The organism is Brevibacillus sp. FSL K6-6036 (assembly GCF_037964015.1).
GTDB lineage: Bacteria > Bacillota > Bacilli > Brevibacillales > Brevibacillaceae > Brevibacillus > Brevibacillus borstelensis.
Genome location: NZ_CP150173.1, coordinates 2,275,698 through 2,298,765 on the forward strand (window position 1 = coordinate 2,275,698; position 23,068 = coordinate 2,298,765).

Consider the following 23,068-nt stretch of genomic DNA (forward strand, 5'->3'; position numbering starts at 1 on the left):
CGGTCAGGGATAATTCGGAAAAACGGTCATAGTGTAACAATAGACAAATAGAAGGAGGTCATCGATGGTGGAACGAGTCGATATCTTTAAAGACATTGCCGAACGGACGGGCGGGGATATCTACCTGGGGGTAGTTGGCCCGGTTCGCACGGGAAAATCGACCTTTATCAAAAGGTTTATGGAACAGGTCGTCATCCCCAACATTCACTCGGAGGCGGAACGTATTCGGGCGACAGATGAATTGCCTCAGAGCGCTTCCGGGCGAACAATCATGACTACGGAGCCGAAATTCGTTCCGAACCAAGCCGTCCAGGTAGACGTTACAGAAGGGCTCAGCATCAACGTTCGCCTCGTTGACTGCGTCGGCTATACGGTTCAAGGAGCCAAGGGCTTCGAGGACGACAACGGACCGCGCATGGTGCATACCCCTTGGTATGAGGAGCCGGTACCGTTCGAGGAAGCGGCCGAAGTGGGGACGCGAAAAGTAATCCAGGAGCACTCCACGATCGGTATCGTCGTCACAACGGATGGCAGTATCGCGGAGATCCCGAGGGCCGGTTATATCGAAGCGGAGGAGCGAGTCATCAACGAGTTGAAAGAAGTGGGGAAACCCTTTGTCATTATCGTCAACTCGACTCGGCCGCGCTCGGATGAAACTCAGAACCTGCGATTGGACTTGCAGGAGAAATACGATGTGCCTGTTGTGGCGTTGTCCGTCGATCACATGTCTGAGCAGGAAATATTGATGCTCATGAGAGAAGTGCTGTTTGAATTCCCTGTACATGAAGTAAACGTGAACCTGCCCAGTTGGGTGATGGTACTGGAAAATGGACACTGGCTGCGTCAAAACTACGAGGAAGCCGTCAGAGACACTGTACAGGACATCCGGCGCTTGCGCGATGTCGACAGGGTCGTAGGGTTCTTTAATGAATATGACTTTGTCGAGCGGGCTTCGCTTGCCGGTATGCATATGGGGCAGGGTATCGCTGAAATCGATCTGTATGCGCCGGATGAACTGTACGATCGGATTTTGATGGAGATCGTTGGTGTAGAGATAAACGGAAAAGACCACCTCTTGACGATTATGCAGGATTTCGCACATGCAAAACGCGAGTATGACCAGGTTGCCGAGGCGCTTCACATGGTTCGTACCACAGGCTACGGCATAGCGGCACCGTCCTTGCATGAGATGACCTTGGACGAACCTGAACTTATCCGACAGGGACCTCGCTTCGGTGTGAGGCTAAAAGCGACGGCTCCGTCGATTCACATGATTCGCGTTGATGTTGAATCGGAGTTTGCGCCGATCATCGGAACGGAAAAACAGAGTGAAGAGCTGGTCCGTTACCTGATGCAAGATTTTGATAAAGATCCGCTCTCCATCTGGAATTCGGATATATTCGGGCGTTCGCTCCATTCGATCGTCCGCGAAGGAATTCAGGCGAAAATCACCATGATGCCGGACAACGCACGCTACAAGCTGCAGGAAACACTCGGTCGCATCATCAACGAGGGCTCGGGCGGACTGATTGCTATTATCTTGTGAAAATAGGTATAAAGAACCAGAATATAGACAGGCAAAGGAGGCTCCCGGCATGACGGGAAGCCTTTTTTTCTTGGATTTCGTTTAAATTCGACATCAGGGGGCTTGAATTTACAAGAATGGTGTATTACTATAAGCTTGTCAGAGCGGTAAAAACACCCAATCGCGTATAAAACGCAGGGTTTCGGTAAAGAAAAGTAATACCTACGACTCAACCGTCATTGAGGGGAGGTGAACAATATGAACAAAACAGAACTGATCGCAAAAGTGGCTGAGACCACCGAGCTCACAAAGAAAGATGCAACGAAAGCTGTTGACGCGGTTCTCGATGCAATCGCTGAAGCGTTGAAAGACGGTGATAAAGTCCAACTGATCGGCTTCGGTAACTTCGAAGTTCGCGAGCGCGCGGCTCGTAAAGGTCGTAACCCGCAAACTGGTGAAGAAATCGAAATCGCATCCAGCAAAGTCCCTGCCTTCAAACCTGGCAAACAACTCAAGGACTCTATCAAGTAATAACGTCTGCTAAAGTTTCACTTACATAAAATCCACATTGAATAAATGTGGATTTTTTTACGTTTTATGCCTTTTTCGGTCAAAGTGTTTCTCAAGCACAGTTCGTTTTGTCTTTTCTGGGCTAATGTGGTAAGATGGGCTTGTTTCGCTGTGTGAGGAGGAGGTACGAGAATGAACGTCGATTTGGAAAAGATTCAGACTGCCGTTCGAATGATACTCGAAGCGATCGGTGAAAATCCGGACCGGGAAGGTCTGCTGGATACGCCGAAGCGCGTAGCGAAGATGTACGCAGAGGCATTCGAAGGCCTTGGCATAGATGAAGAGAAGTATTTTGAGACGGTTTTCAGCGAAGACCATGAGGAAATGGTGCTTGTAAAGGATATTCCGTTTTACTCCATGTGCGAACACCACCTGGTTCCGTTTTTTGGCAAGGCGCATGTTGCCTATATTCCCCGCGGAGGTCGTGTCGTAGGATTGAGCAAGCTGGCTCGCGCCGTCGAGACTGTCGCTCGCAGGCCGCAGCTTCAGGAGCGCATTACGGCTCATGTAGCGGATGCGATCGTTCGCAAGCTGGACCCTCACGGAGTAGTTGTCGTCGTCGAAGCTGAGCATATGTGCATGACGATGCGCGGAGTGAAAAAGCCAGGCTCCAAAACAGTCACCTCGGCTGTACGAGGAATCTTTGCAAATGACCCCGCGGCACGGGCAGAGGTATTCAGTCTGATCAAGTAGACGGATGCTGAATGGAAATTTTTTCTTGACAGTGTAATTAAAATTTTGTATAGTGATGATGTACAGTCGGGATGTGGCGCAGCCCGGTAGCGCGCACCCTTGGGGTGGGTGAGGTCCAGGGTTCAAATCCCTGCATTCCGACCATTCGTCAAAATCAGCGTCTTCACGCTTGATGCAGGTAACCAAGGTGCACAGCAGCGGCCCGTCGCCGCTTGAGATTATCTGTTGGAGTGAACGAGTGTACACACCGCGAAATAGAACGCTTCTCATTGATCAGTTCCGATCAATAGAGAGGTGTTTTTTGTTTTCGAGAAAGACAAATACATCGGAACATAGAAACCGGAACATAGAAACGAAAGCGACTCCTGGATTCTGGTATAATCAGAATCAAAGGGGGAGAGGAATGCATGCGTTTCAAAACGAGCTGTTCAAACTGCAATCATGCAGGCGGGTATAATATCCACCACTTGGTGGAGGTAGACGACTTATGGTGCCTTGCTTGTGAAAAGTGCGGGAATCGATTGCTCACCTTTTCTCCCGAGGAGCGACAGCAGATTATCCGCGTCATTCAGTTAACGGAAAGCTATGTGCCTGATACTATCGATGCTTACCGTCATATCGGTGTTGACCCACTGCCCTCCAGAGTTCGGTTTGGCGTCATTGCCTCCGAGGAAAATGAGGAGTAGGCCATCCAGGCAGTTAAAATGTTATTGGCACCAACCAGATCCAAAGTCAAAAGTAGCATTCTGGTACGCTTCGGTCATTTCCCTCGCAGGAAGCCGAGTATGCCATTGAAAGAGAAAGGCTGTATACGTTGCCGTGAAAAACCTACTGAGCCCATGGGAATTCCGGGAGCCTGATCATTGTTGAGTGTAAACACTCTCCAATATTCAGGCTCCTTTTATGTTTTTATTAGGGCTGCAAAATAGGTTGAAAATTGATCCCCCATCAGCCCTAATAAACCGAAGGAGTGACGGAAGTGGGAGAGGTTTTTGGCAATCGGAATTTTCGGAGGTTGTTCTTTTCAAATTTATTTTCAGGATTTGGTCAGGGGATGACCATGATTGGGATCTCCTGGCATTTGGTTGAGTCGACAGGCTCAGCCAGCTTGCTTGGCTCTGCGATGCTTATCTCTTCAATATTGACGCTTCTCATCGGACCGTATTCAGGTACACTGATTGACCGATTTTCGCGCAAGGCGATATTGCAGGTCGAACAGCTGGGAGGCTCTACTGTTTTAGCGCTTTTGACAGTATGGGGATTTTTCGGTGCCTACCATGAGTGGATGATGGTCCTCATTTTTTTGGCATCCACGTTTATGCTCCATATTCACGAACCGGCACAGGCTGCCTTCGTACAGGAAGCATTTGACCAAAAGCATTACAAGTCGATCAACTCCTTGCTGGAGATGGAAAACCAATCTGCTCTGGTCCTGGCTGGAGCATTTTCCGGGCTGCTTTTGGAGAGCTTTGGGTTGCAGGCGGTATTGCTGATTAACTCATTGACGTACTTGCTTGCCTTTCTGATGCTGTGGGGAATGGAGTATGCGTTTTCCACGGAACAACAGAAAGCAACGGCCCCTCGAACATCTTGGATGATGCAATTTCACCAAAGCTGGGTCTATATCAACGAAAGACGTGGTTTTCTGATTTTTGGCGTCTCGGCTCTGATGCCATTTCTAGCCGTGATGCTGGCAAATCTTCTGAACCCTATCTTTGTGAGCCAAGCATTGCAGAGCGATGTAAGGATCTATTCACTTGGGGAGGTTACCTATTCGATTGGAGCAGTGGTGGCAGGAGTGCTGGTTGTCTTGCTTTGCCGAAAATTCGGTGCATTTCCTTATATGGTTTTTACCTACGTGCTGATGGCGATCGCTCTTGTTTTGACAGTTGCCATGCCGAAAGCCTGGGTCTTTGTACTGCTATCTGCCCTATTAGGCTGGTGCAATGTCTCGACCCGGCTTATCCGGCAAACTTTGTATATGGAGCTGGTGCCAAATCGATTTATGGGGAGGGTAATCAGCTTCTTCAGATCGGTCGGTACGTTGATGAGGCTGCTGCTGCTCGCTTTGTTCACCGTCATGCTTGATTACACCGGGGCAGCGGCAGGTTACCTCGTACTTGCTGGCCTATTGCTGATGGCGGCGCTAGGAATAGCCTTTTCTATGGGCAAATTGATGCGGTCGGCAGCCGATTTGGATAAAGTCAGCAGTGAGCAAGAGCAGGGAGGCAAAACCAAGCAAGTACAATAGGCAAAAGCAGTGATGCCCGCTCATCTGAGTTGAATGAGTCTTCAAGGTGATTTTCTGATTGCATTCAAGGCGGGGTATCGTATTGCTGTAAAAAGAGCTCTGTTCAAAAAACCTAGCCCGTCCGCACTTTTTCATATTATGGCGGGCTGGTTTTTTTCTTGCGAAGGTGAGTAAATGTATGATAAAATAAGTCCTGAAAGCGTGGAATGTCAAGTTCAAAAACTTTCAAGTTTGCTGTGATTGGATATTTCCGAATATACGCTTGAATGATTTTCGGGATGTGGCGCAGCCCGGTAGCGCGCACCCTTGGGGTGGGTGAGGTCCAGGGTTCAAATCCCTGCATTCCGACCATACACACAGCGAGCAGCTCGTTGTGAAAAGAAGCCTCTGATTGTGTATCGATCAGTCAGGCTTCTTTTTTTCTGTCAGTCAAAATGCCTCTTGGCTTCCTTATTTTTCTTCCCTATAATATGATAGAAGAATGACAAGCAGAAAGGTTGTTCACTGATGAAGATGTCACTGCCTATCCAACCCTATCTGTCGGCAATGAACAGGTATGATCTGAGCGAAAGCGAGCCTGCTTCTTATGTGCCTTCAGCAGAGATGCCTTTTTCTGAAGTGCTTCAAGCGGAACTAGCAAATGGTCAAAGGGTTATTCGGGCCGAGCAGATATTGGCCGAGCTAGACGGATCAACAGACTGGGATTTTACTGATGCTTCTGATACATATACAACCGGATCGAGCAGTCAAACACCGCAGAACGTGCAGGGCATATTGGACAAAATTAGCCGAGTCGCCCGTTCGTACGGCGTCGATGAAAATCTGGTTCGGGAGGTCGTTCGCGCAGAATCGAACTTCAATCCCAACGCAGTCTCTCGTGCTGGAGCCAAAGGCTTGATGCAGCTGATGGATGCCACGGCCAAGTCCTTGCATGTGCGAAACGTCTATAATCCGGACGACAATTTGGCCGGGGGAACAAAGTACTTGCGCGGCCTGCTTGACCGTTACGATGGCAACGTGAAGGTCGCTCTGGCTGCCTACAATGCCGGCCCCGGACGGATCAGCCGCCTGGGCATTGATACGGATGATGAGCTAGAGCAAAAGTACGAGCTTCTTCCACAGGAGACCCAGAGGTATGTTGACAAGATCATGAAACGCTTGGAACCAGGCGGGACATCCTAGAAACGAAAAACTACGGAATTGCCAGTTAGGAGGAACTTAGGTGGCACAAACACCGAATGGGCAGCAAGAATATTTTGTGGTGAAGGCAAAAGAAAACGGGGTCCACGTGATCGGTTTGACAAGAGGCTCCGATACCCGTTTCCATCATACGGAGAAATTGGACAAGGGCGAGGTCATGCTGGCCCAGTTTACCGAGCACACCTCCGCGATCAAGGTAAGAGGAAAAGCCGTGATCTATACGCATCACGGGATTATCGATACGTCGGATGAAAAGCAGGCATAGCCTGCTTTTTTTATTTGTACAATGGTGGTGAGGAGGGATGTCTATGCCGCGCAGACTGTTTGTCGCCATCGCTATGTCCGCGTTCCTGGCCGCCATGTTGTCATGGGTTCCGACATTGTCCTGGAAACAGGAGGATGTGCCTGCTTTTCAAGCCGCCAGACCAGTAGAGCTGAGTGAACAAAATGTAGTGGATTTATTTACATTCATGACGACTCATTATAATATTAAGCGTGTAAAATGGGAAAATCCGTCGGTTTTTGTCGATCTGGCGGTGAGTCCAAAAGACCGGATAGATGCAAATCGGGTGTTTCATGATTTTTACGCAGTAACGTACGATCTCTTTCGATTGACCGGCAATGTGGAGCATGTATATTTTCGGCTGCTGGAAAAAGAAGAGGTAGAGAACACGAGCAAACTGCTTGTAGCCATCGAAGCGAATCGTCCGGATCGAGCAGCCTACTTCGTCTCACCGACGGATGTGGAGGATTATGAGACGCACGTCAAGACAAGATTCCCGGTGCGGGTAGAGCCTTATTTTTACGAGAGAGTTAGTCCTTGACGGGTGAAGTATGGTATGATGGTAGGGATGGTATTTTGCCGACACTCGGTAAAAGCATGAAACCGAACGGAACAGGTAATGACCAGGTTGTGGAGGAGGACGCATGAGCAAAGAAAAAAACCCATTCATCGACGAGATCCGTGCCATTATCGATCAGATCTACCAGCGAATATCCATTTCCTATGTGGAACAATACGTAGACGTACCGGCCATAGCTGAGAATCGGCTAGCGCTGTTGTACCTCTTTTTATTGAACCGGGGAATAGGCAAGGAACGCGCACGGACGTTCTCAATTACAACCGGCCTCATGCAATTAGGATTGGACATGCATGAAACTGTCAAAAATGCTTATGGCGATACACTTGTGGAAGAACGGAACAGGCAATTAACGGTTTTGGCAGGCGATTATTACAGCAGCCGTTACTACCAGTTGCTCGCTCATGCCGGTGAAGTAGAAGCCATTCGCGTCTTGGCGGATGCGATTCAGCATGTAAACGAGGCCAAGATGAAGCTTTATTTGGCAGATAAAGAGGGAAAATTGTCCTCCGAAGCGTATTTGGAGCTGCGAACTGTCATTGATACGGGCTTGTACGTCGCGATGGTTGACAAGTATGCCGAATCGGAGGAAGAACGCCGCTTCTGGACGTCGCTCCTAAAGGACACGTCAACGGTGGAAAGCATGATAAACGAATGGGAACAATTAAAGTGGCAAGACCAGGTTCCTGCCGGCTTTGCCCGTTTTTTGCTGCAAAAACCAGGGGCGACACTAGCCCAGGTACTGGCCGGGATTGAAACAAAAGCGACTGAACTGATCAACATGTGCGAACAGCTATTGCGTACCCTTCATCAGACTGAAGCCCAGGACGTGCTCGTTTGGTTTACATCTCGATATTCCCACCGCGTGAATCGTCTGAAACGGGTTATTGAGGAGATGTGATGGAAGTGAACGAGATGCAGATGAGAGAAAAAGCACAGCACGTGCACAGCGTGTTTGAAAGCATCGCGCAAGAGTACGACAAGATGAACAATGTCATCAGCTTTGGCAGCCACGTTGCCTGGCGCAACTATACGATGAAGCGAATGAATATCCAACCGGGCCAAACGGCGATTGATGTGGCTTGCGGCACGGGTGACTGGACGATCGCATTAGCGGATGCCGTTGGCAAGGATGGTCGTGTCGTCGGACTTGATTTCAGCCAGAATATGCTGGATGTAGGCGCATACAAGGTTGCGCAGAGGGGCGTGGGCGGAATCGTGCAACTGGTAAACGGTGACGCCATGAAGCTGCCGTACGAGGATAACTCCTTTGACTTTGCAACGATTGGCTTTGCGCTGCGGAACGTCCCTGATATCCAAACCGTGTTGAAAGAAATGGCTCGAGTGGTCAAGCCTGGGGGCAAAGTCGTGTCGTTGGAGGTGTCCAAGCCTCCTTTTTATCCGTATCGCCAGCTTTTCTATTTGTATTTCTACAAAATCTTGCCATTGATTGCGAAATGGACAGTTAACAAGTATGAGGAGTACGCCTGGCTGCCACAGTCACTGACGAATTTTCCCGATAGCCGAGAGCTTGCCCGCATGTTTCAGCAGGCAGGCCTTGACCCGGTTGAGGTGAAATTGTTCATGGGTGGAGTGGCTGCACTGCATATCGGGACCAAGCCCTGATCAATCATCGGGTATCTCTTCAGTGGATAGGAAGTGTATTTTGTGAGTCTCCGTAAATTAAAAATTATTTTGGAAATGATTAAATTCGAGCACTCTATTTTTGCGTTGCCGTTTGCTTTTATGGGTGCCGTATTGGGTAATATTGTAGTAGAGCAAACGTGGCCGACCTGGATGGAAATTTTATGGGTGACTGTCGCGATGGTAGGGGCACGAAGCGCGGCCATGTCGCTCAATCGGTTGATTGACCGGTTCATCGATGCGAAGAACCCGCGAACCGCGAACAGGGCGATTCCTGCCGGTTTGATCTCGATAGTAGAAGTTGTCGTCTTCATCGTCGTGTCTTTTGCTGTGTTGTTCTTTGCTGCCTTCCAGTTGAATTCACTTGCGGTAAAATTGTTGCCTTTAGCTGTTTTTGTACTCATTCTGTACTCCTATACGAAGCGCTTTACCTGGCTCTGCCATTTTGTGCTGGGTGTAGCGATCGGGTTTGGGCCTCTGGGCGGTTGGGTGGCAACGACAGGGCAGGTAGACGGCACCGGTCTTCTGCTGTTTATCAGCGTGCTGTTCTGGACAGCCGGCTTTGATATTATGTACGCTTGTCAGGACGCGGACTTTGACCGCAAGGAAGGTTTGTACTCCATGCCAAGCCGGTTTGGCATCAGCAAAGCGCTGCTGATTGCCAGAGGCTGCCACGTGATTACGTTCTTCGGCCTTTTGTCGCTGTACATGATCGCAGATTTGTCCATTTGGTTCCTGGTCGGCGTTTTGATCTCCGGGGCCATTCTGCTGTACGAACACAGCTTGGTGAAGCCGACGGATTTGTCCAAGCTTGACGTCGCCTTTTTCAATATGAACGGAATACTCAGCATGGTTATGTTTACTTTTACCATGCTTGATCTGGTGATATCATGAGTACACAAGCATGGGCTGTTGGAATCACAGGTGCTAGTGGTGCGATTTATGGCGTGAGACTGGTTCAGGAGCTCTTGAAGAGCGGGCATACCGTACACTTGATGGTGACGGAGGCAGGCTGGCAGGTGTTTCATGACGAACTGGACTGGAATACGGAAAACCGCGAAGGACTATTGGCGGAAAAGCTTCAGCAGGATTTTCCCGGAGAGCTTCGTTACTGGGGCTTGCGCGATTTTAATTGTCCCGCTGCGAGCGGATCGTACCGCTGCGAGGGGATGATTGTTGTGCCTTGTTCGATGGGAACTCTTTCCGGCATTGCGCACGGTGCCTCAGGCAACCTGCTTGAGCGTGTCGCAGATGTCATGTTGAAAGAAGGACGAAAGCTCGTACTCGTTCCCAGAGAAACGCCTTTGAACGCGATCCAGCTGGAGAACATGCTGCGATTGAGCAGGCTCGGTGTCAAGATATTGCCGGCCATGCCTGGTTTTTATCAAAAACCGCAGACGATGGATGACCTAGTCAATTTTGTCGTAGGCAAAGCATTGGACGCACTCGATGTGCCGCACGCTTTGTTTCGGCGCTGGGGGGAATAAGAATATGCAAAAGTCCTTGCGCATTGGACAAATCCTATACACCAACACCTTCCCTGTCACATTTCATTTTGACCAAGCCCGTTTTGAAGATCGGATTTCGTTTATCCGGCAGGTTCCTGCCCAGTTAAACGAGGCGATGGCCCGCGGCGAGATCGACCTTGGACCAATCTCTTCTTTCAGCTACGCAGAGCATGCGAAGGATTACCTGGTACTGCCGGACCTGTCCGTCAGCGCCAAAGGCCCAGTCGGCTCGATCTTTCTGTTCAGCAAAAAGCCGATCGAAGAGCTGAATGAGGCGCGAATTGCCTTGACCAATACGTCAGCTACTTCCATCAATTTGTTGAAAGTGATTCTGCAAAAGTTTTACGGGCTGCAAGTCTCTTACTCGATGCAAGCACCTGTACTTGAAGAAATGATGCTTGGTGCCGATGCGGCTCTCCTGATTGGAGACGATGCGATCAGGGCGATACGCCAGCGTGTTCCCTATATGATTTACGATCTGGGCGAACTTTGGTATCGCTTCACCGGATATTCCATGACCTTTGCTTTGTGGACAGTCCGCAAGGCGATTCTGGCCGAACATGCCGAATTGCTCAGCGAGGTGCACAATGCCTTTTTGGAGAGCAAACAGAAACATCTAAGCAATCCTGAACCGTTGATCGAGTACGTACATCAGCATTATGGCGGAGAAAAGGCTGATTGGCGCCAATACTTTCAAGGTCTGCAGCACGTTTTTGGCGATGAGCAAAGAACGGGGCTGGAGTACTACTATCGCTGCGCGGCGGAGCAGGGACTGCTTCCGGGACCGGTTACTGTGGAATTGTGGGAGAAGTCCGGACGGCAAAAACTACGTTGAACGAAAATAGGTGGAGCGGATGAACCTAGTCGATATATACTTTGAGATGAAAAAAGATGTGGAGTACATCGAAAATCAGTTGGAGCTGTCCATCGATACGGGAGTACGGGAGCTGTATCAGTCGTCCACGCACCTGCTGAAGGCGGGAGGGAAGCGCATCCGTCCCGTATTTGTGTTGCTTGGTGGAAAGTGGGGGTCCTATGACGTGACCCGGCTCAAGTACGTGGCAGTTCCGCTCGAACTGATTCATATGGCCACGCTTGTGCACGACGATGTTGTCGACAATGCGGACAAGCGTAGAGGCCGGGATACGGTCAAAACAAAATGGGACAACAAAGTAGCGATGTACACCGGCGATTACATTCTTGCCCGGGCGCTGTCGATTGTGACGGAGCTGAAGATTCCTCAGCTCCACCAGATTTTGGCCAACGCGATCGTCGAAATGGTCAAGGGAGAGATCGAGCAGGTGCGGGCTCTGCACAGCTGGGATCAAAATTTCCGTATGTACCTGCGCAGAATCAAGCGCAAGACCGCTCTCTTGATCGCGATCAGCTGCCAGATGGGGGCGATTGCGAGCGGAGCGACAGAGGATCTCGTCCGCAGGATGTACTGGTACGGCTACAATGTCGGGATGGCTTTTCAAATCACGGATGACATCCTTGACTTTACCGGTACGGAAAAGCAATTGGGCAAGCCTGCGGGAAGCGATTTGCGCCAGGGCAACATTACCCTTCCCGCGATGTACACGGCTCATCACGGCATTGCTCGGGAACAGTTTCAAAAATGGATTCGGGAGGATACCTTCTGGAACCATGTGGACGAGGCGATCCAGCTGGTGAGAAAAGACGAAGGCATCGCTTTTTCGCAGAGGCTGGCGGAGCGCTATATCGCCAGAGCGCGCAGCATTATCGCCGACCTGCCGAACAATTCAACGAAAAAATCGCTGATCGGTGTGGCCGATTTTATTATCGATCGCAAATTTTAGCGTTTTTTGCTGAGGAGCAGGTTGATTGCCCCTCTATCTTTTGATAAAATTTCTGATGGTGTGTGAAATACCAATACATAAGCTATACTGGAGGCAACCTTACGATGGAAAAAACGTTTCTGATGGTAAAACCTGATGGCGTACAACGCAACCTGATCGGAGAGATCGTTTCCCGCTTCGAGAAAAAAGGCTTCCAACTCGTTGGAGCAAAGCTGATGAATGTTAGCCGCGAGCTGGCTGAACAGCACTATGCTGAGCATAAAGAGCGCCCGTTCTTTGGTGAACTGGTTGACTTCATTACCTCCGGACCTGTATTCGCAATGGTATGGCAAGGCAACAACGTGATTTCCACCGCTCGTTCCATGATGGGCAAAACCAACCCTGCAGACGCTGCATCCGGAACAATCCGCGGCGACTTCGCAACTTCCGTTGGCATGAACATCATCCACGGTTCCGACTCTCCAGAAAGCGCTGAGCGCGAAATCGCTCTGTGGTTTGGCCAAGGAGAAGTTCTTTCCTACGAAAAGACGATCCAACGCTGGATCTAAGCTCTTGAACAAAGAGCAATCACGCAGATGGATAAAGACTCCGCTAAGGGGTCTTTTTCTTTTATTCGCGAATCTGCAACAAAATTCGGCAGGATTTTGTCAAAAAAACGCGAATCGCATGAGTAAGTCGTCGAAAGGGGATTTCGAAGTATGGAAGACAAGGATTTTCTCCAGTTCATCGCCAGCGTAAAAAAAATGACAGGAATTGACCTCGCACTCTACAAGGAAGCACAGATGAAACGGCGGCTTACTTCGCTCCGCTTGAAACGGGGTTATACGACATTCGCTCAGTACTTCGAGGCGATCGCAAAAGACAAAGAGCTGTTTTACGAGTTTCTCGATCGCATGACGATCAACGTGTCGGAGTTTTTTCGCAATCCGGGGCGTTGGGAAGTGCTTGAAAATAAGATCTTGCCCAGGCTGGTACGTCAGTCTCCGCGTCTGAAATGTTGGAGTGCCGCATGTTCGACGGGAGAAGAGCCTTACACACTGTCGCTCTTGCTGCTGCGCCATCGCTGGGACGCTTCGGTGCTGGCATCGGATATTGACGAAGGAGCGATCGCAAAAGCAAAGCAAGGGGTTTATACAGAAAGAGCCTTGCAGGATTGTCCAAAAGATTTGCTGGACAAATATTTTCAAAAGGACAGCTTGAGCTACCGCATTTCAGATGAAGTAAAAAAACGCGTGAATTTCCGCAAGCACAACCTTCTGGCCGATACGTTCGAATCCGGGTTTGACCTGATCATTTGCCGCAATGTGATGATCTACTTTACGGAAGAGGCCAAGCATGAGCTTTACCACAAATTCAGCCGTGCCCTAAAGCCTGGCGGCGTCCTGTTCGTCGGCAGCACGGAGCAGATTTTTCAGCCGCAGCAGTACCAGTTTGAAACAGAGGATACATTCTTTTACCGAAAATTAGGGTAAAAGGAGCCGAGCGGGTATATCCATGCTGTTTTTTCCCAACACTATGAATAACAAGCCGATAGGGAGGAAGCAGATGGATAAGCATAAGGTCATCGAGGCATATCGAAGAGGCTTGATCACTCTCCAGGAGTGCGGTCAAATTCTTGGTGCGGAAAAAACGCAGGTGGATGACCTCGTCCGCGCAGATCATAGCCGGCGTTCGGTTCCTTCGAATCCTTTGTTTTTGGCTGATTATTACTAAACTGGACGTGACAGCAGACGCTTCTCCGAAAAGAGAAGCGTTTTGTCTAGATTCAGAAAGTTTCCCACTTTTGTATTTCCTCGGGGTAATAGGTATGATATTATAACGCTTAAAAGTGATAAAGGACAGCGCCCCCGTTCGGGAAAAGAAAGTGCTGCCTGGAGGATGGAGGAAGCGAGAGATGCGTTATTTGACAGCAGGGGAATCGCACGGGCCGCAATTGACGGCGATAATCGAAGGGATTCCAAGCAACCTGCCGTTCTCTGTCGAGGCGATCAATGAACAATTGGCGAGACGGCAAAAAGGTCACGGTCGAGGCCGAAGAATGCAAATTGAAAAGGACCAGGTGAAGGTACTCTCCGGTGTCAGACACGGTTATACAACCGGGGCTCCGATCACGCTGGTCGTCGAAAATAAAGACTGGGCCCACTGGCAGGGCATCATGAGTGTCGAGCCGGTCGAGGGTGCTGAAGAAAAACGCCGTGTTTCCCGGCCGCGCCCTGGTCATGCAGACCTGAATGGAGCGATCAAGTACCATCAGCGCGATATGCGCAATATTCTGGAGCGGTCCAGCGCCCGTGAGACGACGATTCGTGTCGCTGTCGGGGCGGTAGCCAGACAATTGCTGGAGGCGTTCGGCATTCGCGTTGGCGGACAGGTGCTGCAGATCGGCAATGTCGTTGCCAAAAGAATCGATCTTCCTCTGGAAGAGCTGATTGCCCGCACGGAAGAATCCCCTGTTCGCTGTCTCGATGAGGAGGCTGCACAGCTGATGATGGCTGCGATCGATCAGGCGAAGCAGGACGGAGATTCGCTGGGCGGAATCGTCGAGGTGATCGTCGATGGCGTTCCGGTCGGCCTGGGCAGCCATGTTCAATGGGATCGAAAGCTCGATGGCCGTTTGGCGCAGGCAGTCATGAGCATCCAGGCGTTCAAAGGCGTCGAAATCGGGATCGGATTCGAAGCGGCAGGACGGCCGGGATCGCAGGTTCATGATGAAATCGTCTGGAGCGAAGAGACCGGATACAGCCGAAAATCCAATCGGGCAGGGGGGCTGGAAGGCGGCATGACGACCGGAATGCCTGTCGTGGTGCGTGGCGTCATGAAGCCGATTCCGACCCTGTACAAGCCGTTGATGAGCGTTGACATTGATAGCCGCGAAGCGTTTTCAGCCAGCATCGAGCGCTCCGACAGCTGCGCGGTCCCGGCCGCGAGCGTAGTGGCTGAAGCAGTGGTCGCTTGGGAAATCGCGTCGGCGATGTGCGAGAAGTTCCCATCCGATTCGCTCGATGACATGCTGGAAAACGTCCGCCAATACCGTGCTTATACGGAGAAATTCTGATGAATAGAGAAATCTTGCGAGTAGAACTGGGCGAACGCTCGTATCCGATCGTCATCGGCGACGGCCTCTTGCAGCAGGCGGGGCCCATGCTGCGGGAGGCGGGGCTGGCCCCGACGTCCAAGTTATTCGTGGTTACGGATGAAAACGTGGCACCGCTTTATCTGCAAATGCTGAAAACCGCCTTGGAAGCGGAGGGATACGCTGTCCATTCCTTTGTGATTGCGTCCGGAGAGCAGTCAAAAAGCCTCGCCGTGTATGAAGCAGTGATGACCGCAGCGATTTCTGCCGGATTGGACCGCAAATCGGCTGTCCTCGCCCTTGGCGGCGGGGTAGTAGGTGATTTGGCAGGCTTTGTCGCTGCGACTTACATGCGCGGCATCGCTTTTGTCCAAGTGCCGACAACACTTTTGGCGCACGACAGCTCTGTCGGAGGAAAGGTAGCGATCAACCATCCCCTCGGGAAAAATCTGATCGGCGCCTTTCACCAGCCGCGGCTCGTTCTATACGACACATCCACAATCCGCTCATTGCCGGAGAGGGAACGTGCTGCCGGTTTTGCGGAGGTGCTCAAGCACGGTTTGATTGCCGACGAGACGTTTGTTTCCTGGCTGGAGACAAACGCAGAAAAGCTTTGGCAGCTGGATTCTGAATTGTTGAGCAAAGCGATTTATCGCGGCTGTGAAGTGAAGGCGAACATCGTTTCGGCAGATGAAACCGAGCAGAATCAGCGGGCGCTGCTTAATCTGGGGCATACGTTCGGGCATGCCTTTGAAGCCCTCTGCGAGTATTCGACGCTCAATCACGGTGAAGCGATCTCAATCGGGATGTGCCTCGCAGCGAAGGTGGCGGAGCGCATGGGGATTGCGCAGGCAGGCGTTCACAATCGTACCCGGGGGCTTCTGCGGCAGTATCAATTGCCGACAGAATGGCCGCACAAGCTCGATCCGGCAAAGGTGTTGGAAGTGATGAAGCGCGATAAAAAGGCTGTCGGCGGCAAACTGGCGCTTGTTTTGCCGCGGGCTATCGGCGCCGTAGAATTGTTTTCTCAGGTAGACGAAGAACTTATCTTGTCAGTCATGAATGAAGAATCGGGGGCGTAAGAGAAAATGGGAGTGCGAGGAATACGAGGAGCCATTACGATAGAAAAAGATACGAAAGAGGAGATTGTCTCTTCCACCAAGCTGTTGCTTGAAGAAATGGTCAAGCGAAATCACGTTTTACCAGATGACATCGCCAGCATCTTAATCACGACGACTGAGGATGTAAAGGCGGCGTTTCCTGCTCAAGCAGCCAGGCAGATCGAGGGCTGGCAATACGTTCCGTTGATGTGTGCCAGAGAGATACCGGTGCCGGGAAGCCTGCCTTCCTGTATCCGTGTCATGATGCTGGTCAACACCGATAAAGCAGCAGCCGAAATCGAGCACGTCTTTATGCGGGATGCCGTAAAATTGCGGCCGGATTTGGTAAAGTAGATTGACATCATGGGCACCCTCTTTTAGTATAGTAAAAAACGAGGGTGCCTCGTTTTACCGGTAACAAGCAAAACCGGCAGAGTAGAGATTGAGCAGAGTTGAGTGAAGAAGAGTTAGGCTGAGGAGAGAAGAGCAAGCTGGGATTGTGCATGCATACACAATCAATCCAGGGATCCTCCTGGTTTTTTTATTCTCCCCCTATCTCTTCCTCTAACACGCAGGTGTCAAAAGAGGAAGAGGATCAAGAGCCGTGGCGGGATCTGCCCATGCCCCGGGACAGAATCGGCCAGTGCACGCCCTGTGCATCGATAGCAGACAGCATACGAGGAAAAGGCGCACAATTTCGACGACTTGTGCTTGGGTTTCCTTTTGCTCTGCTTGCGAAGGCTTCTTCCCCCTATACTCTTTTGGCACCTCGACAAAAGAGGTGAGAGTATTCATGTTTACCCCATCCTTGACAGAAGTCCAGTCACTGGCGAAGTCATACTCGCTGATTCCGGTTCGTATGACACTGCTGGCTGACCAAGAAACCCCCATCCGCTTGTATCAGAAGATTCGTACACCCCATTCTTTCCTGTTGGAAAGTGTGGAGGGAGGCTCCCGCTGGGCCCGCTACTCGTTCATCGGGCTCAATCCGTTTCAGACCGTCGAAGCAACCGGCAACCTGATTGCGGTCAAGAAACGAAACGGAGAGCAGTTTACGCTCGAAGGGAACCCAGTCCATTACCTGCGTGAGGAAATGGAGCGCTACAAGAGTCCGAAGCTAAGTCATTTTCCCCGTCTCAGCGGCGGAGCCGTCGGATTTTTTGGCTATAACACCCTGCATTACTTCGAACAATTGCCGCGCCATCGGCAAGACAGCCTGGAGCTGCCGGATATGCGCTTCTTGTTTGCCGACGAGATCATCGCTTTTGACCACTTGAAACTGGAGATCCAGCTGATCGTCAACCTCCACGTGGAGACGGATGACACCCCGGAGCGCATCAGTGAAAAGTATGCGGCAGTATGCAGCAGACTGGAGGAGCTGGCCGTCCGGGTGACAGCCCCGGGACAAGATGGGAATCAACGGCTTCCGTTGGGGGAAGTGCCGGCACGGAAAATAGCGGTTGAGAGCAACATGAGCCGCGAAGCTTACGAGAAGATGGTGGAAGCAGCGAAGTCGTATATTGCCGCAGGGGATATTTTCCAGGTGGTGCTCTCCCAGCGCTTCCGGGCCGCGACAGAGGTTGATCCGTTTTCCGTCTACAGAGTGCTGCGGACGCTAAATCCATCCCCGTACATGTACGTTCTGCAGTACGATCAGGAAACGATCGTCGGCACTTCTCCGGAGCTTTTGGTGAGGGTAGAGAACGGCAAGGTGGAAATGCGCCCGATCGCCGGTACGCGAAAGAGGGGCAGCTCTGCCGAGGAAGACGCCAGGCTGGCGGAAGACCTGTTGAATGACCCAAAAGAGCGGGCTGAACATTACATGCTGCTGGATCTTGGGAGAAATGACGTGGGCAGAGTGTCGCGCTACGGCAGCGTTCAGGTCGAAGAAGCACTTGTTATCGAAAACTATTCACATGTCATGCACATGGTCTCTCACGTAACGGGACAGCTGCGCGAGGACGCCCATCCCTTCGACGCTTTGCTGTCAGCCTTTCCGGCCGGAACGGTCTCGGGTGCGCCCAAGCTCAGGGCTATGGAAATTATCGCTGAATTGGAGCCGGATTCCCGCCATCTGTACGCCGGGGCAATTGGGTACCTGGCGTTTGACGGGACGATGGATACGTGCATTACAATCCGGACGCTGCTGTTCCAGGGAGGATACGCCTACGTCCAGGCAGGTGCAGGGATCGTAGCCGATTCCGATCCGGCGGCAGAGTACCAGGAATCCGTGAACAAGGCGGCGGCGATGCTGGCGGCTTTGGAAAAGGCAGAGCAGCTTTTCGCCCGGAAGGAGGAGCCGATATGCTGAAGAAAGCGTTGGAAAAAATCATTGGCGGATGCGATCTGGACCGAGTGCAAGCGGAAGCAGCCATGGGTGAGATCATGGATGGCAAAGCGACGGCGGCACAGATCGGTGCTTTTATGGCGGGCATGCGGATGAAAGGGGAAAGCGTCGAAGAAATCATCGGATTTGCAAAAGCGATGAGAGACCGAGCGGTGCAATTTCCTCTTGATGTCCCTGGCATGGTCGATACATGCGGTACCGGCGGAGACGGCAGCCACACCTTCAACATCTCGACAGCAGCGGCTATTGTGGCGGCCAGTGCAGGCGTGCCGATTGCCAAGCACGGGAACCGGGCCGTATCGAGCAAAAGCGGGAGCGCCGATGTGCTTGAGGCGTTAGGCGTGCCAATTACCCTTTCCCCGGAAGATGCAGCCGATTGCTTGCGAGCGACGAACCTTTGCTTTTTGTTCGCTCCGCTCTACCATCAGGCGATGAAGCATGCAGCCGGCCCGCGCAAAGAGCTGGCGGTCAGGACCGTTTTCAATCTGCTCGGCCCGCTGACCAACCCGGCGCGCGCAAAGTACCAGCTGCTCGGTATATATGACGCCAAGCTATTGCATACCGTTGCTGAAGTATTGCGTGAATTGGGTGTCGAGCGGGCGCTGGTCGTGGCTGGTGCGGATGGTCTCGACGAGCTGACAGTGACGGGGACCAGTTATATCTCCGAGCTTCGCGACGGCATCATTACCAATTACGAAATCGAGCCGGAGCAATTCGGACTAAAGCGATATTCCCTGGATGCCCTGCGGGGCGGGGACGCCAAGGAAAATGCGAAAATCATAGAGGACATCTACAACGGGAAGCGAGGCGCAGCCCGCGACATCGTACTCCTGAATGCGGGAGCAATCCTCTATCTTTCCGGCAGAGTCAGCAGTATCGGCCACGGTGTCATAACCGCTGCCGAATTGATCGACGATGGCATTGTGAAGGAAAAATTGGAACAATTTCGGCAAGTGGCAGGAGGGCTGATTCATGCTTCTTAAAATTGTGGAGAGAAAACGGGAGGAAGTGGCGCAGCTTCGGGCCGCCACCAGCATGGCAAAGCTGCTGCAGGAGGCAAAGGAAATGCAGCCGGCCAAGGGCTTCGGGAAAGCTTTGCTGCACAGCAGCCGCCCTGTCAGTGTGATTGCCGAGGTGAAAAAGGCTTCGCCGTCAAAAGGATTGATCCGGCCCGATTTTGATCCGGTAGCCATTGCCCAAAGCTATGCTGCTGCCGAAGTTGAATGCATGTCGGTGCTGACCGATACTCCTTTTTTTCAGGGAAGCAAAGTGTATCTGAAGGACATCAGAAAGGCCGTTTCCCAGCCTTTGCTGCGCAAGGATTTTATGATCGACCCACTGCAGGTAGTCGAAGCGAGAGCCTGCGGTGCCGATTGCATTTTGTTGATCGCTGCTATTCTTGATGGGCCACAGCTAAAGGAGCTGGCCGAGACGGCAACGGAGCTTGGCATGGACTATCTGATCGAGGTTCATGACAGGCGGGAGCTGGAATCGGTATTCCAAGTTGTCACACCGACTCTTTTGGGCATCAACAACCGTAATTTGCATACGTTTCAGACCGATCTGGCTGCTACCAGCGAGCTTGCGGCTCTGGTGCCTGCCGGGATTCCGATCATCAGCGAAAGCGGGATAAACAGCGTGGACTGCGTAGCTTATGTCCAAGAAGCCGGGGCGCGTGCGATTCTGGTAGGGGAGCATTTCATGCGCCAGAAGAACGTCACTCAGGCCGTGCTTGATCTGGTCGGGAAAAAAGCGGAGAACAGCGAGCAGGTGAGGTTATGACGAAGATCAAGATTTGCGGCATTAAACGAGCGGAGACACTTGCATGTCTCACAGCATTGGCTGTCGATTACGTCGGATTTGTTTTTGCGCAAAGCAGGCGTCAAGTGACGGCTGAACAAGCTGGAGCCATAATGAACGCAGTGCCGGGTCATCCACCTGCTGTCGGGGTGTTTGTAGATCCGACACTGGCCGAACTGGAAGAGGTTCTGGAACAGGCCGAACTTTCCGTGATCCAGCTCCACGGCCGTGAAACCCCAGATTTTTGCCAGCAAGTACAGGAACGCTTCTCCTTGCCGGTCTGGAAAGCAATGGCGGTGGGAAGCGACAACGGCGCTCATGCAGGGGCAGAACAGATAGAAGCGTACCTTGGCGTGACAAATGCCCTGCTGTTTGATACGTATGATCCGGCGCTGGCAGGAGGGACGGGGAAACGCTTTTCCTGGGAGCAAATCCCGCTTCTGCAACAATCGGCGTCGCCGCTCCCCTGTATTATTGCTGGCGGGATTCACGCAGAAAACGTCGGCGAGCTGATCAGGAATTACCGGCCGTCCGTGATTGACGTTTCGAGCGGTGTGGAAACAGAGGGAGAAAAGGACGAACAGAAAATACGAGAATTTGTCGGAAGGGTGAGAGAGGCATGACAACGACGGAAACGCAGGCAAAGCAAGTACCTGATCAGTACGGACGGTTTGGGGCTTTTGGGGGGAAATACGTTCCGGAGACGCTGATGAACGCTCTGGCTGAGCTGGAGGCAGCATTTGCCGATGCGCAGGCTGATCCGGCTTTCCGCAAAGAGCTGGGCGATTTGCTGCGCGAATATGCCGGCAGACCGACTCCGCTCACTTACGCCGATAAACTGACCGAACATCTCGGCGGTGCCCGGATTTATTTAAAACGCGAGGATTTGAACCATACCGGCGCCCACAAGCTCAACAACGCCTTGGGTCAAGGGCTGCTGGCCAAACGGATGGGCAAGACCTCCATTATCGCAGAGACGGGCGCTGGCCAGCACGGCGTTGCCAGTGCAACGGTAGCAGCGAAGCTGGGCTTGTCCTGCAAAGTGTTTATGGGAACGGAAGATATCAAGCGGCAAGCGCTGAACGTCTTTCGGATGAAGATGCTGGGAGCCGAGGTGATTCCGGCAGAATCGGGCTCGCGGACACTGAAGGATGCCACCAATGAAGCGATCCGATACTGGGTGTCCCATGTGGATCAAACCTTTTATGTCATCGGTTCGGTCGTCGGCCCGCATCCGTATCCTTACATGGTCCGGGAGTTTCAAAAAATCATCGGCGAAGAGACACGTGCACAAATACGGGAGATGCTCGGACGGCTTCCGGACGAAGTGATTGCCTGCGTCGGCGGAGGGAGCAACGCCATCGGGATGTTCTATCCGTTCATCCAGGACGATGCCGTTTCGTTGCGCGGAGTGGAAGCGGCAGGACACGGTATCCAGACAGACAAGCATGCCGCGACGCTCAGTCTCGGCAGGCCGGGTGTCATCCACGGGGCCATGACCTATCTATTGCAGGATGAGTACGGCCAGGTACAAGAGGCGCATTCGATTTCCGCCGGACTTGATTATCCGGGCGTAGGTCCGGAGCATTCGTACTTGAAAGATACGGGACGGGTGCATTACACGTCGGTTACGGATGACGAAGCTTTGCAGGCGGTAGAGCTGTTGTGCCGTACAGAGGGCATCATTCCTGCACTGGAGAGCGCCCATGCCGTAGCGGAAGCAATCAAGCGGGCGCCGCACATGTCCTCTGACCAGGTCCTGGTCATTTGTCTGTCGGGAAGAGGAGACAAAGACGTGGAAACGATTCAGCATGCATTGGAGACGAGAGCAGCAGGAGGGGAAGCAAAATGAGCCAGAGAGAAAATCGAATTGATCGCCTGTTTGCCGACCGTACACGCAAACGGTTCATCCCTTTTTTGACCGTGGGAGACCCTAGCCTGGAGGCTACATTCCAACTGGCGCACGGCCTTGTAGAAGCGGGGGCAGACCTTTTGGAGCTCGGCGTTCCCTACTCCGATCCGCTGGCAGATGGACCTACGATACAAAGAGCCTCGCAAAGGGCACTGGCCAACGGAGTGACGATCAAGGACGCGCTTGAACTGGTGGAGCGTCTGCGTCAATCCGGGATGGAGACGCCGCTCGTGCTCTTCACCTACATCAACCCGGTCCTGCAATACGGGATCGATCGCCTGTTCGCTGATTTGGCGGCGAAGGGAGCTGACGGGATCGTCATTCCCGATTTGCCCGTGGAGGAGAATGCCCCTGCAGTAAAAGCGGCTACGGCGCATGGACTCCACGTCATTTCACTGGTCGCTCCAACCTCGGAGGAACGCGTTCGAACAATTGGCGAGCAGGCCACCGGCTTTCTATACTGCGTCTCTTCGCTTGGCGTGACCGGCGCGAGAGCCAGCTTGAGCGAGGATTTGGCTGACTTCCTGCAGCGGGTCCGCTCTTCGACAAAGGCACCTACGGCCGTCGGTTTCGGCATTTCTACGCCGGAGCAGGTAAAGGCAGTTGCTCCTCACACGGACGGGATCATTGTCGGCAGCGCCATCGTGATGGAAATCGAGCGTCAGCGCGAGCTGTTGGCGGATCCAGATCGGGTAGAGGAAGGTGTCGAAAGAATAAAAACCTTTGTACATCAGCTGACGAGTGCGCTACAATAAGGGGAAAAAT

At 52.1% G+C, this 23,068-nt stretch carries 26 protein-coding genes and 2 tRNA genes; all 28 read left to right on the forward strand.

Annotated elements, in window-relative coordinates; genetic code table 11:
• The first annotated feature begins 67 nt into the window (after window positions 1–67).
• On the forward strand, window positions 68–1,546 hold the full coding sequence (spoIVA, locus tag NST37_RS11410; RefSeq protein WP_003387098.1) for a stage IV sporulation protein A: 1,479 nt from the start codon (window positions 68–70) through the stop codon (window positions 1,544–1,546).
• A 237-nt stretch (window positions 1,547–1,783) separates the two neighbouring features.
• The gene (locus NST37_RS11415; protein WP_003387097.1) at window positions 1,784–2,056 is read left to right on the forward strand and encodes an HU family DNA-binding protein; all 273 of its coding nucleotides are present in this window, start codon (window positions 1,784–1,786) and stop codon (window positions 2,054–2,056) included.
• A gap of 171 nt (window positions 2,057–2,227) precedes the next feature.
• Window positions 2,228–2,788, forward strand: coding sequence for a GTP cyclohydrolase I FolE (folE, locus tag NST37_RS11420; RefSeq protein WP_003387096.1), 561 nt, complete (start codon window positions 2,228–2,230; stop codon window positions 2,786–2,788).
• Window positions 2,789–2,855: 67 nt separating this feature from the next.
• A tRNA-Pro gene (locus tag NST37_RS11425) sits at window positions 2,856–2,932 on the forward strand.
• A 263-nt stretch (window positions 2,933–3,195) separates the two neighbouring features.
• Window positions 3,196–3,474, forward strand: coding sequence for a hypothetical protein (locus NST37_RS11430; RefSeq protein WP_339186674.1), 279 nt, complete (start codon window positions 3,196–3,198; stop codon window positions 3,472–3,474).
• A gap of 293 nt (window positions 3,475–3,767) precedes the next feature.
• Complete coding sequence (locus tag NST37_RS11435; RefSeq protein ID WP_024984951.1) at window positions 3,768–5,039, forward strand: MFS transporter; 1,272 nt, start codon at window positions 3,768–3,770, stop codon at window positions 5,037–5,039.
• 274 nt (window positions 5,040–5,313) lie between these two features.
• A tRNA-Pro gene (locus NST37_RS11440) sits at window positions 5,314–5,390 on the forward strand.
• A 156-nt stretch (window positions 5,391–5,546) separates the two neighbouring features.
• Window positions 5,547–6,221, forward strand: a complete 675-nt coding sequence (locus NST37_RS11445; RefSeq protein ID WP_003387093.1) for a lytic transglycosylase domain-containing protein — start codon at window positions 5,547–5,549, stop codon at window positions 6,219–6,221.
• A 40-nt stretch (window positions 6,222–6,261) separates the two neighbouring features.
• Window positions 6,262–6,504 carry a trp RNA-binding attenuation protein MtrB gene (gene mtrB, locus NST37_RS11450; protein ID WP_003387092.1) on the forward strand — a complete coding sequence of 81 codons (243 nt, stop codon included), beginning with the start codon at window positions 6,262–6,264 and terminating at the stop codon, window positions 6,502–6,504.
• 43 nt (window positions 6,505–6,547) lie between these two features.
• A complete protein-coding gene (locus NST37_RS11455) occupies window positions 6,548–7,063 on the forward strand; it encodes a hypothetical protein (RefSeq protein WP_003387091.1) in 516 nt (171 codons plus the stop codon).
• Between the two features lie 103 nt (window positions 7,064–7,166).
• Entirely contained in the window at window positions 7,167–8,000 is an 834-nt protein-coding gene (locus tag NST37_RS11460; RefSeq protein WP_003387089.1) for a heptaprenyl diphosphate synthase component 1, read from the forward strand.
• A gap of 5 nt (window positions 8,001–8,005) precedes the next feature.
• Window positions 8,006–8,725 carry a demethylmenaquinone methyltransferase gene (locus NST37_RS11465; RefSeq protein ID WP_024984991.1) on the forward strand — a complete coding sequence of 240 codons (720 nt, stop codon included), beginning with the start codon at window positions 8,006–8,008 and terminating at the stop codon, window positions 8,723–8,725.
• 42 nt (window positions 8,726–8,767) lie between these two features.
• Entirely contained in the window at window positions 8,768–9,637 is an 870-nt protein-coding gene (locus tag NST37_RS11470; RefSeq protein ID WP_003387086.1) for a UbiA-like polyprenyltransferase, read from the forward strand.
• Window positions 9,634–10,230: a flavin prenyltransferase UbiX gene (locus NST37_RS11475; RefSeq protein ID WP_024984992.1), complete on the forward strand. Its 597-nt coding sequence runs from the start codon at window positions 9,634–9,636 to the stop codon at window positions 10,228–10,230. The genes NST37_RS11470 and NST37_RS11475 overlap by 4 nt, the downstream gene beginning before the upstream one ends.
• A 4-nt stretch (window positions 10,231–10,234) precedes the next feature.
• Window positions 10,235–11,086: a menaquinone biosynthesis protein gene (locus NST37_RS11480; protein ID WP_024984993.1), complete on the forward strand. Its 852-nt coding sequence runs from the start codon at window positions 10,235–10,237 to the stop codon at window positions 11,084–11,086.
• 19 nt (window positions 11,087–11,105) lie between these two features.
• On the forward strand, window positions 11,106–12,071 hold the full coding sequence (locus NST37_RS11485) for a polyprenyl synthetase family protein (protein WP_003387083.1): 966 nt from the start codon (window positions 11,106–11,108) through the stop codon (window positions 12,069–12,071).
• 104 nt (window positions 12,072–12,175) lie between these two features.
• Window positions 12,176–12,619 carry a nucleoside-diphosphate kinase gene (ndk, locus tag NST37_RS11490; protein WP_003387082.1) on the forward strand — a complete coding sequence of 148 codons (444 nt, stop codon included), beginning with the start codon at window positions 12,176–12,178 and terminating at the stop codon, window positions 12,617–12,619.
• Between the two features lie 150 nt (window positions 12,620–12,769).
• Window positions 12,770–13,543, forward strand: coding sequence for a protein-glutamate O-methyltransferase CheR (locus NST37_RS11495; RefSeq protein ID WP_003387081.1), 774 nt, complete (start codon window positions 12,770–12,772; stop codon window positions 13,541–13,543).
• A gap of 73 nt (window positions 13,544–13,616) precedes the next feature.
• Complete coding sequence (locus NST37_RS11500; RefSeq protein WP_170208335.1) at window positions 13,617–13,784, forward strand: hypothetical protein; 168 nt, start codon at window positions 13,617–13,619, stop codon at window positions 13,782–13,784.
• Between the two features lie 181 nt (window positions 13,785–13,965).
• Window positions 13,966–15,126, forward strand: coding sequence for a chorismate synthase (gene aroC, locus NST37_RS11505; protein WP_003387080.1), 1,161 nt, complete (start codon window positions 13,966–13,968; stop codon window positions 15,124–15,126).
• Window positions 15,126–16,226 (forward strand): 3-dehydroquinate synthase, encoded by a 1,101-nt coding sequence (gene aroB / locus NST37_RS11510; protein WP_227277472.1) that lies wholly within the window; start codon window positions 15,126–15,128, stop codon window positions 16,224–16,226. The genes aroC and aroB overlap by 1 nt, the downstream gene beginning before the upstream one ends.
• A gap of 6 nt (window positions 16,227–16,232) precedes the next feature.
• A complete protein-coding gene (gene aroH, locus NST37_RS11515) occupies window positions 16,233–16,598 on the forward strand; it encodes a chorismate mutase (RefSeq protein ID WP_024984995.1) in 366 nt (121 codons plus the stop codon).
• A 439-nt stretch (window positions 16,599–17,037) separates the two neighbouring features.
• On the forward strand, window positions 17,038–18,555 hold the full coding sequence (gene trpE / locus NST37_RS11520) for an anthranilate synthase component I (RefSeq protein ID WP_031933264.1): 1,518 nt from the start codon (window positions 17,038–17,040) through the stop codon (window positions 18,553–18,555).
• Window positions 18,549–19,574, forward strand: a complete 1,026-nt coding sequence (trpD, locus tag NST37_RS11525; protein ID WP_003387074.1) for an anthranilate phosphoribosyltransferase — start codon at window positions 18,549–18,551, stop codon at window positions 19,572–19,574. The genes trpE and trpD overlap by 7 nt, the downstream gene beginning before the upstream one ends.
• Window positions 19,564–20,373: an indole-3-glycerol phosphate synthase TrpC gene (gene trpC / locus NST37_RS11530; RefSeq protein WP_003387073.1), complete on the forward strand. Its 810-nt coding sequence runs from the start codon at window positions 19,564–19,566 to the stop codon at window positions 20,371–20,373. The genes trpD and trpC overlap by 11 nt, the downstream gene beginning before the upstream one ends.
• Window positions 20,370–21,014, forward strand: coding sequence for a phosphoribosylanthranilate isomerase (locus NST37_RS11535; protein ID WP_003387072.1), 645 nt, complete (start codon window positions 20,370–20,372; stop codon window positions 21,012–21,014). Before trpC ends, NST37_RS11535 begins: the two co-directional genes overlap by 4 nt.
• Window positions 21,011–22,243 carry a tryptophan synthase subunit beta gene (gene trpB / locus NST37_RS11540; RefSeq protein WP_003387071.1) on the forward strand — a complete coding sequence of 411 codons (1,233 nt, stop codon included), beginning with the start codon at window positions 21,011–21,013 and terminating at the stop codon, window positions 22,241–22,243. Before NST37_RS11535 ends, trpB begins: the two co-directional genes overlap by 4 nt.
• Window positions 22,240–23,058, forward strand: coding sequence for a tryptophan synthase subunit alpha (gene trpA, locus NST37_RS11545; protein ID WP_003387070.1), 819 nt, complete (start codon window positions 22,240–22,242; stop codon window positions 23,056–23,058). The genes trpB and trpA overlap by 4 nt, the downstream gene beginning before the upstream one ends.
• Window positions 23,059–23,068 lie beyond the last annotated feature (10 nt).

Excerpts from the sequence above, each read along its gene's own strand:
- NST37_RS11415 (WP_003387097.1), top strand. The coding sequence starts at position 1,784 with ATGAACAAAACAGAACTGATCGCAAAAGTGGCTGAGACCACCGAGCTC.
- folE (WP_003387096.1), top strand. The coding sequence starts at position 2,228 with ATGAACGTCGATTTGGAAAAGATTCAGACTGCCGTTCGAATGATACTC.
- NST37_RS11430 (WP_339186674.1), top strand. The coding sequence starts at position 3,196 with ATGCGTTTCAAAACGAGCTGTTCAAACTGCAATCATGCAGGCGGGTAT.
- NST37_RS11445 (WP_003387093.1), top strand. The coding sequence starts at position 5,547 with ATGAAGATGTCACTGCCTATCCAACCCTATCTGTCGGCAATGAACAGG.
- NST37_RS11455 (WP_003387091.1), top strand. The coding sequence starts at position 6,548 with ATGCCGCGCAGACTGTTTGTCGCCATCGCTATGTCCGCGTTCCTGGCC.
- NST37_RS11460 (WP_003387089.1), top strand. The coding sequence starts at position 7,167 with ATGAGCAAAGAAAAAAACCCATTCATCGACGAGATCCGTGCCATTATC.
- NST37_RS11475 (WP_024984992.1), top strand. The coding sequence starts at position 9,634 with ATGAGTACACAAGCATGGGCTGTTGGAATCACAGGTGCTAGTGGTGCG.
- NST37_RS11480 (WP_024984993.1), top strand. The coding sequence starts at position 10,235 with ATGCAAAAGTCCTTGCGCATTGGACAAATCCTATACACCAACACCTTC.
- NST37_RS11485 (WP_003387083.1), top strand. The coding sequence starts at position 11,106 with ATGAACCTAGTCGATATATACTTTGAGATGAAAAAAGATGTGGAGTAC.
- ndk (WP_003387082.1), top strand. The coding sequence starts at position 12,176 with ATGGAAAAAACGTTTCTGATGGTAAAACCTGATGGCGTACAACGCAAC.
- NST37_RS11495 (WP_003387081.1), top strand. The coding sequence starts at position 12,770 with ATGGAAGACAAGGATTTTCTCCAGTTCATCGCCAGCGTAAAAAAAATG.
- NST37_RS11500 (WP_170208335.1), top strand. The coding sequence starts at position 13,617 with ATGGATAAGCATAAGGTCATCGAGGCATATCGAAGAGGCTTGATCACT.
- aroC (WP_003387080.1), top strand. The coding sequence starts at position 13,966 with ATGCGTTATTTGACAGCAGGGGAATCGCACGGGCCGCAATTGACGGCG.
- aroB (WP_227277472.1), top strand. The coding sequence starts at position 15,126 with ATGAATAGAGAAATCTTGCGAGTAGAACTGGGCGAACGCTCGTATCCG.
- aroH (WP_024984995.1), top strand. The coding sequence starts at position 16,233 with ATGGGAGTGCGAGGAATACGAGGAGCCATTACGATAGAAAAAGATACG.
- trpE (WP_031933264.1), top strand. The coding sequence starts at position 17,038 with ATGTTTACCCCATCCTTGACAGAAGTCCAGTCACTGGCGAAGTCATAC.
- trpD (WP_003387074.1), top strand. The coding sequence starts at position 18,549 with ATGCTGAAGAAAGCGTTGGAAAAAATCATTGGCGGATGCGATCTGGAC.
- trpC (WP_003387073.1), top strand. The coding sequence starts at position 19,564 with ATGCTTCTTAAAATTGTGGAGAGAAAACGGGAGGAAGTGGCGCAGCTT.
- NST37_RS11535 (WP_003387072.1), top strand. The coding sequence starts at position 20,370 with ATGACGAAGATCAAGATTTGCGGCATTAAACGAGCGGAGACACTTGCA.
- trpB (WP_003387071.1), top strand. The coding sequence starts at position 21,011 with ATGACAACGACGGAAACGCAGGCAAAGCAAGTACCTGATCAGTACGGA.
- trpA (WP_003387070.1), top strand. The coding sequence starts at position 22,240 with ATGAGCCAGAGAGAAAATCGAATTGATCGCCTGTTTGCCGACCGTACA.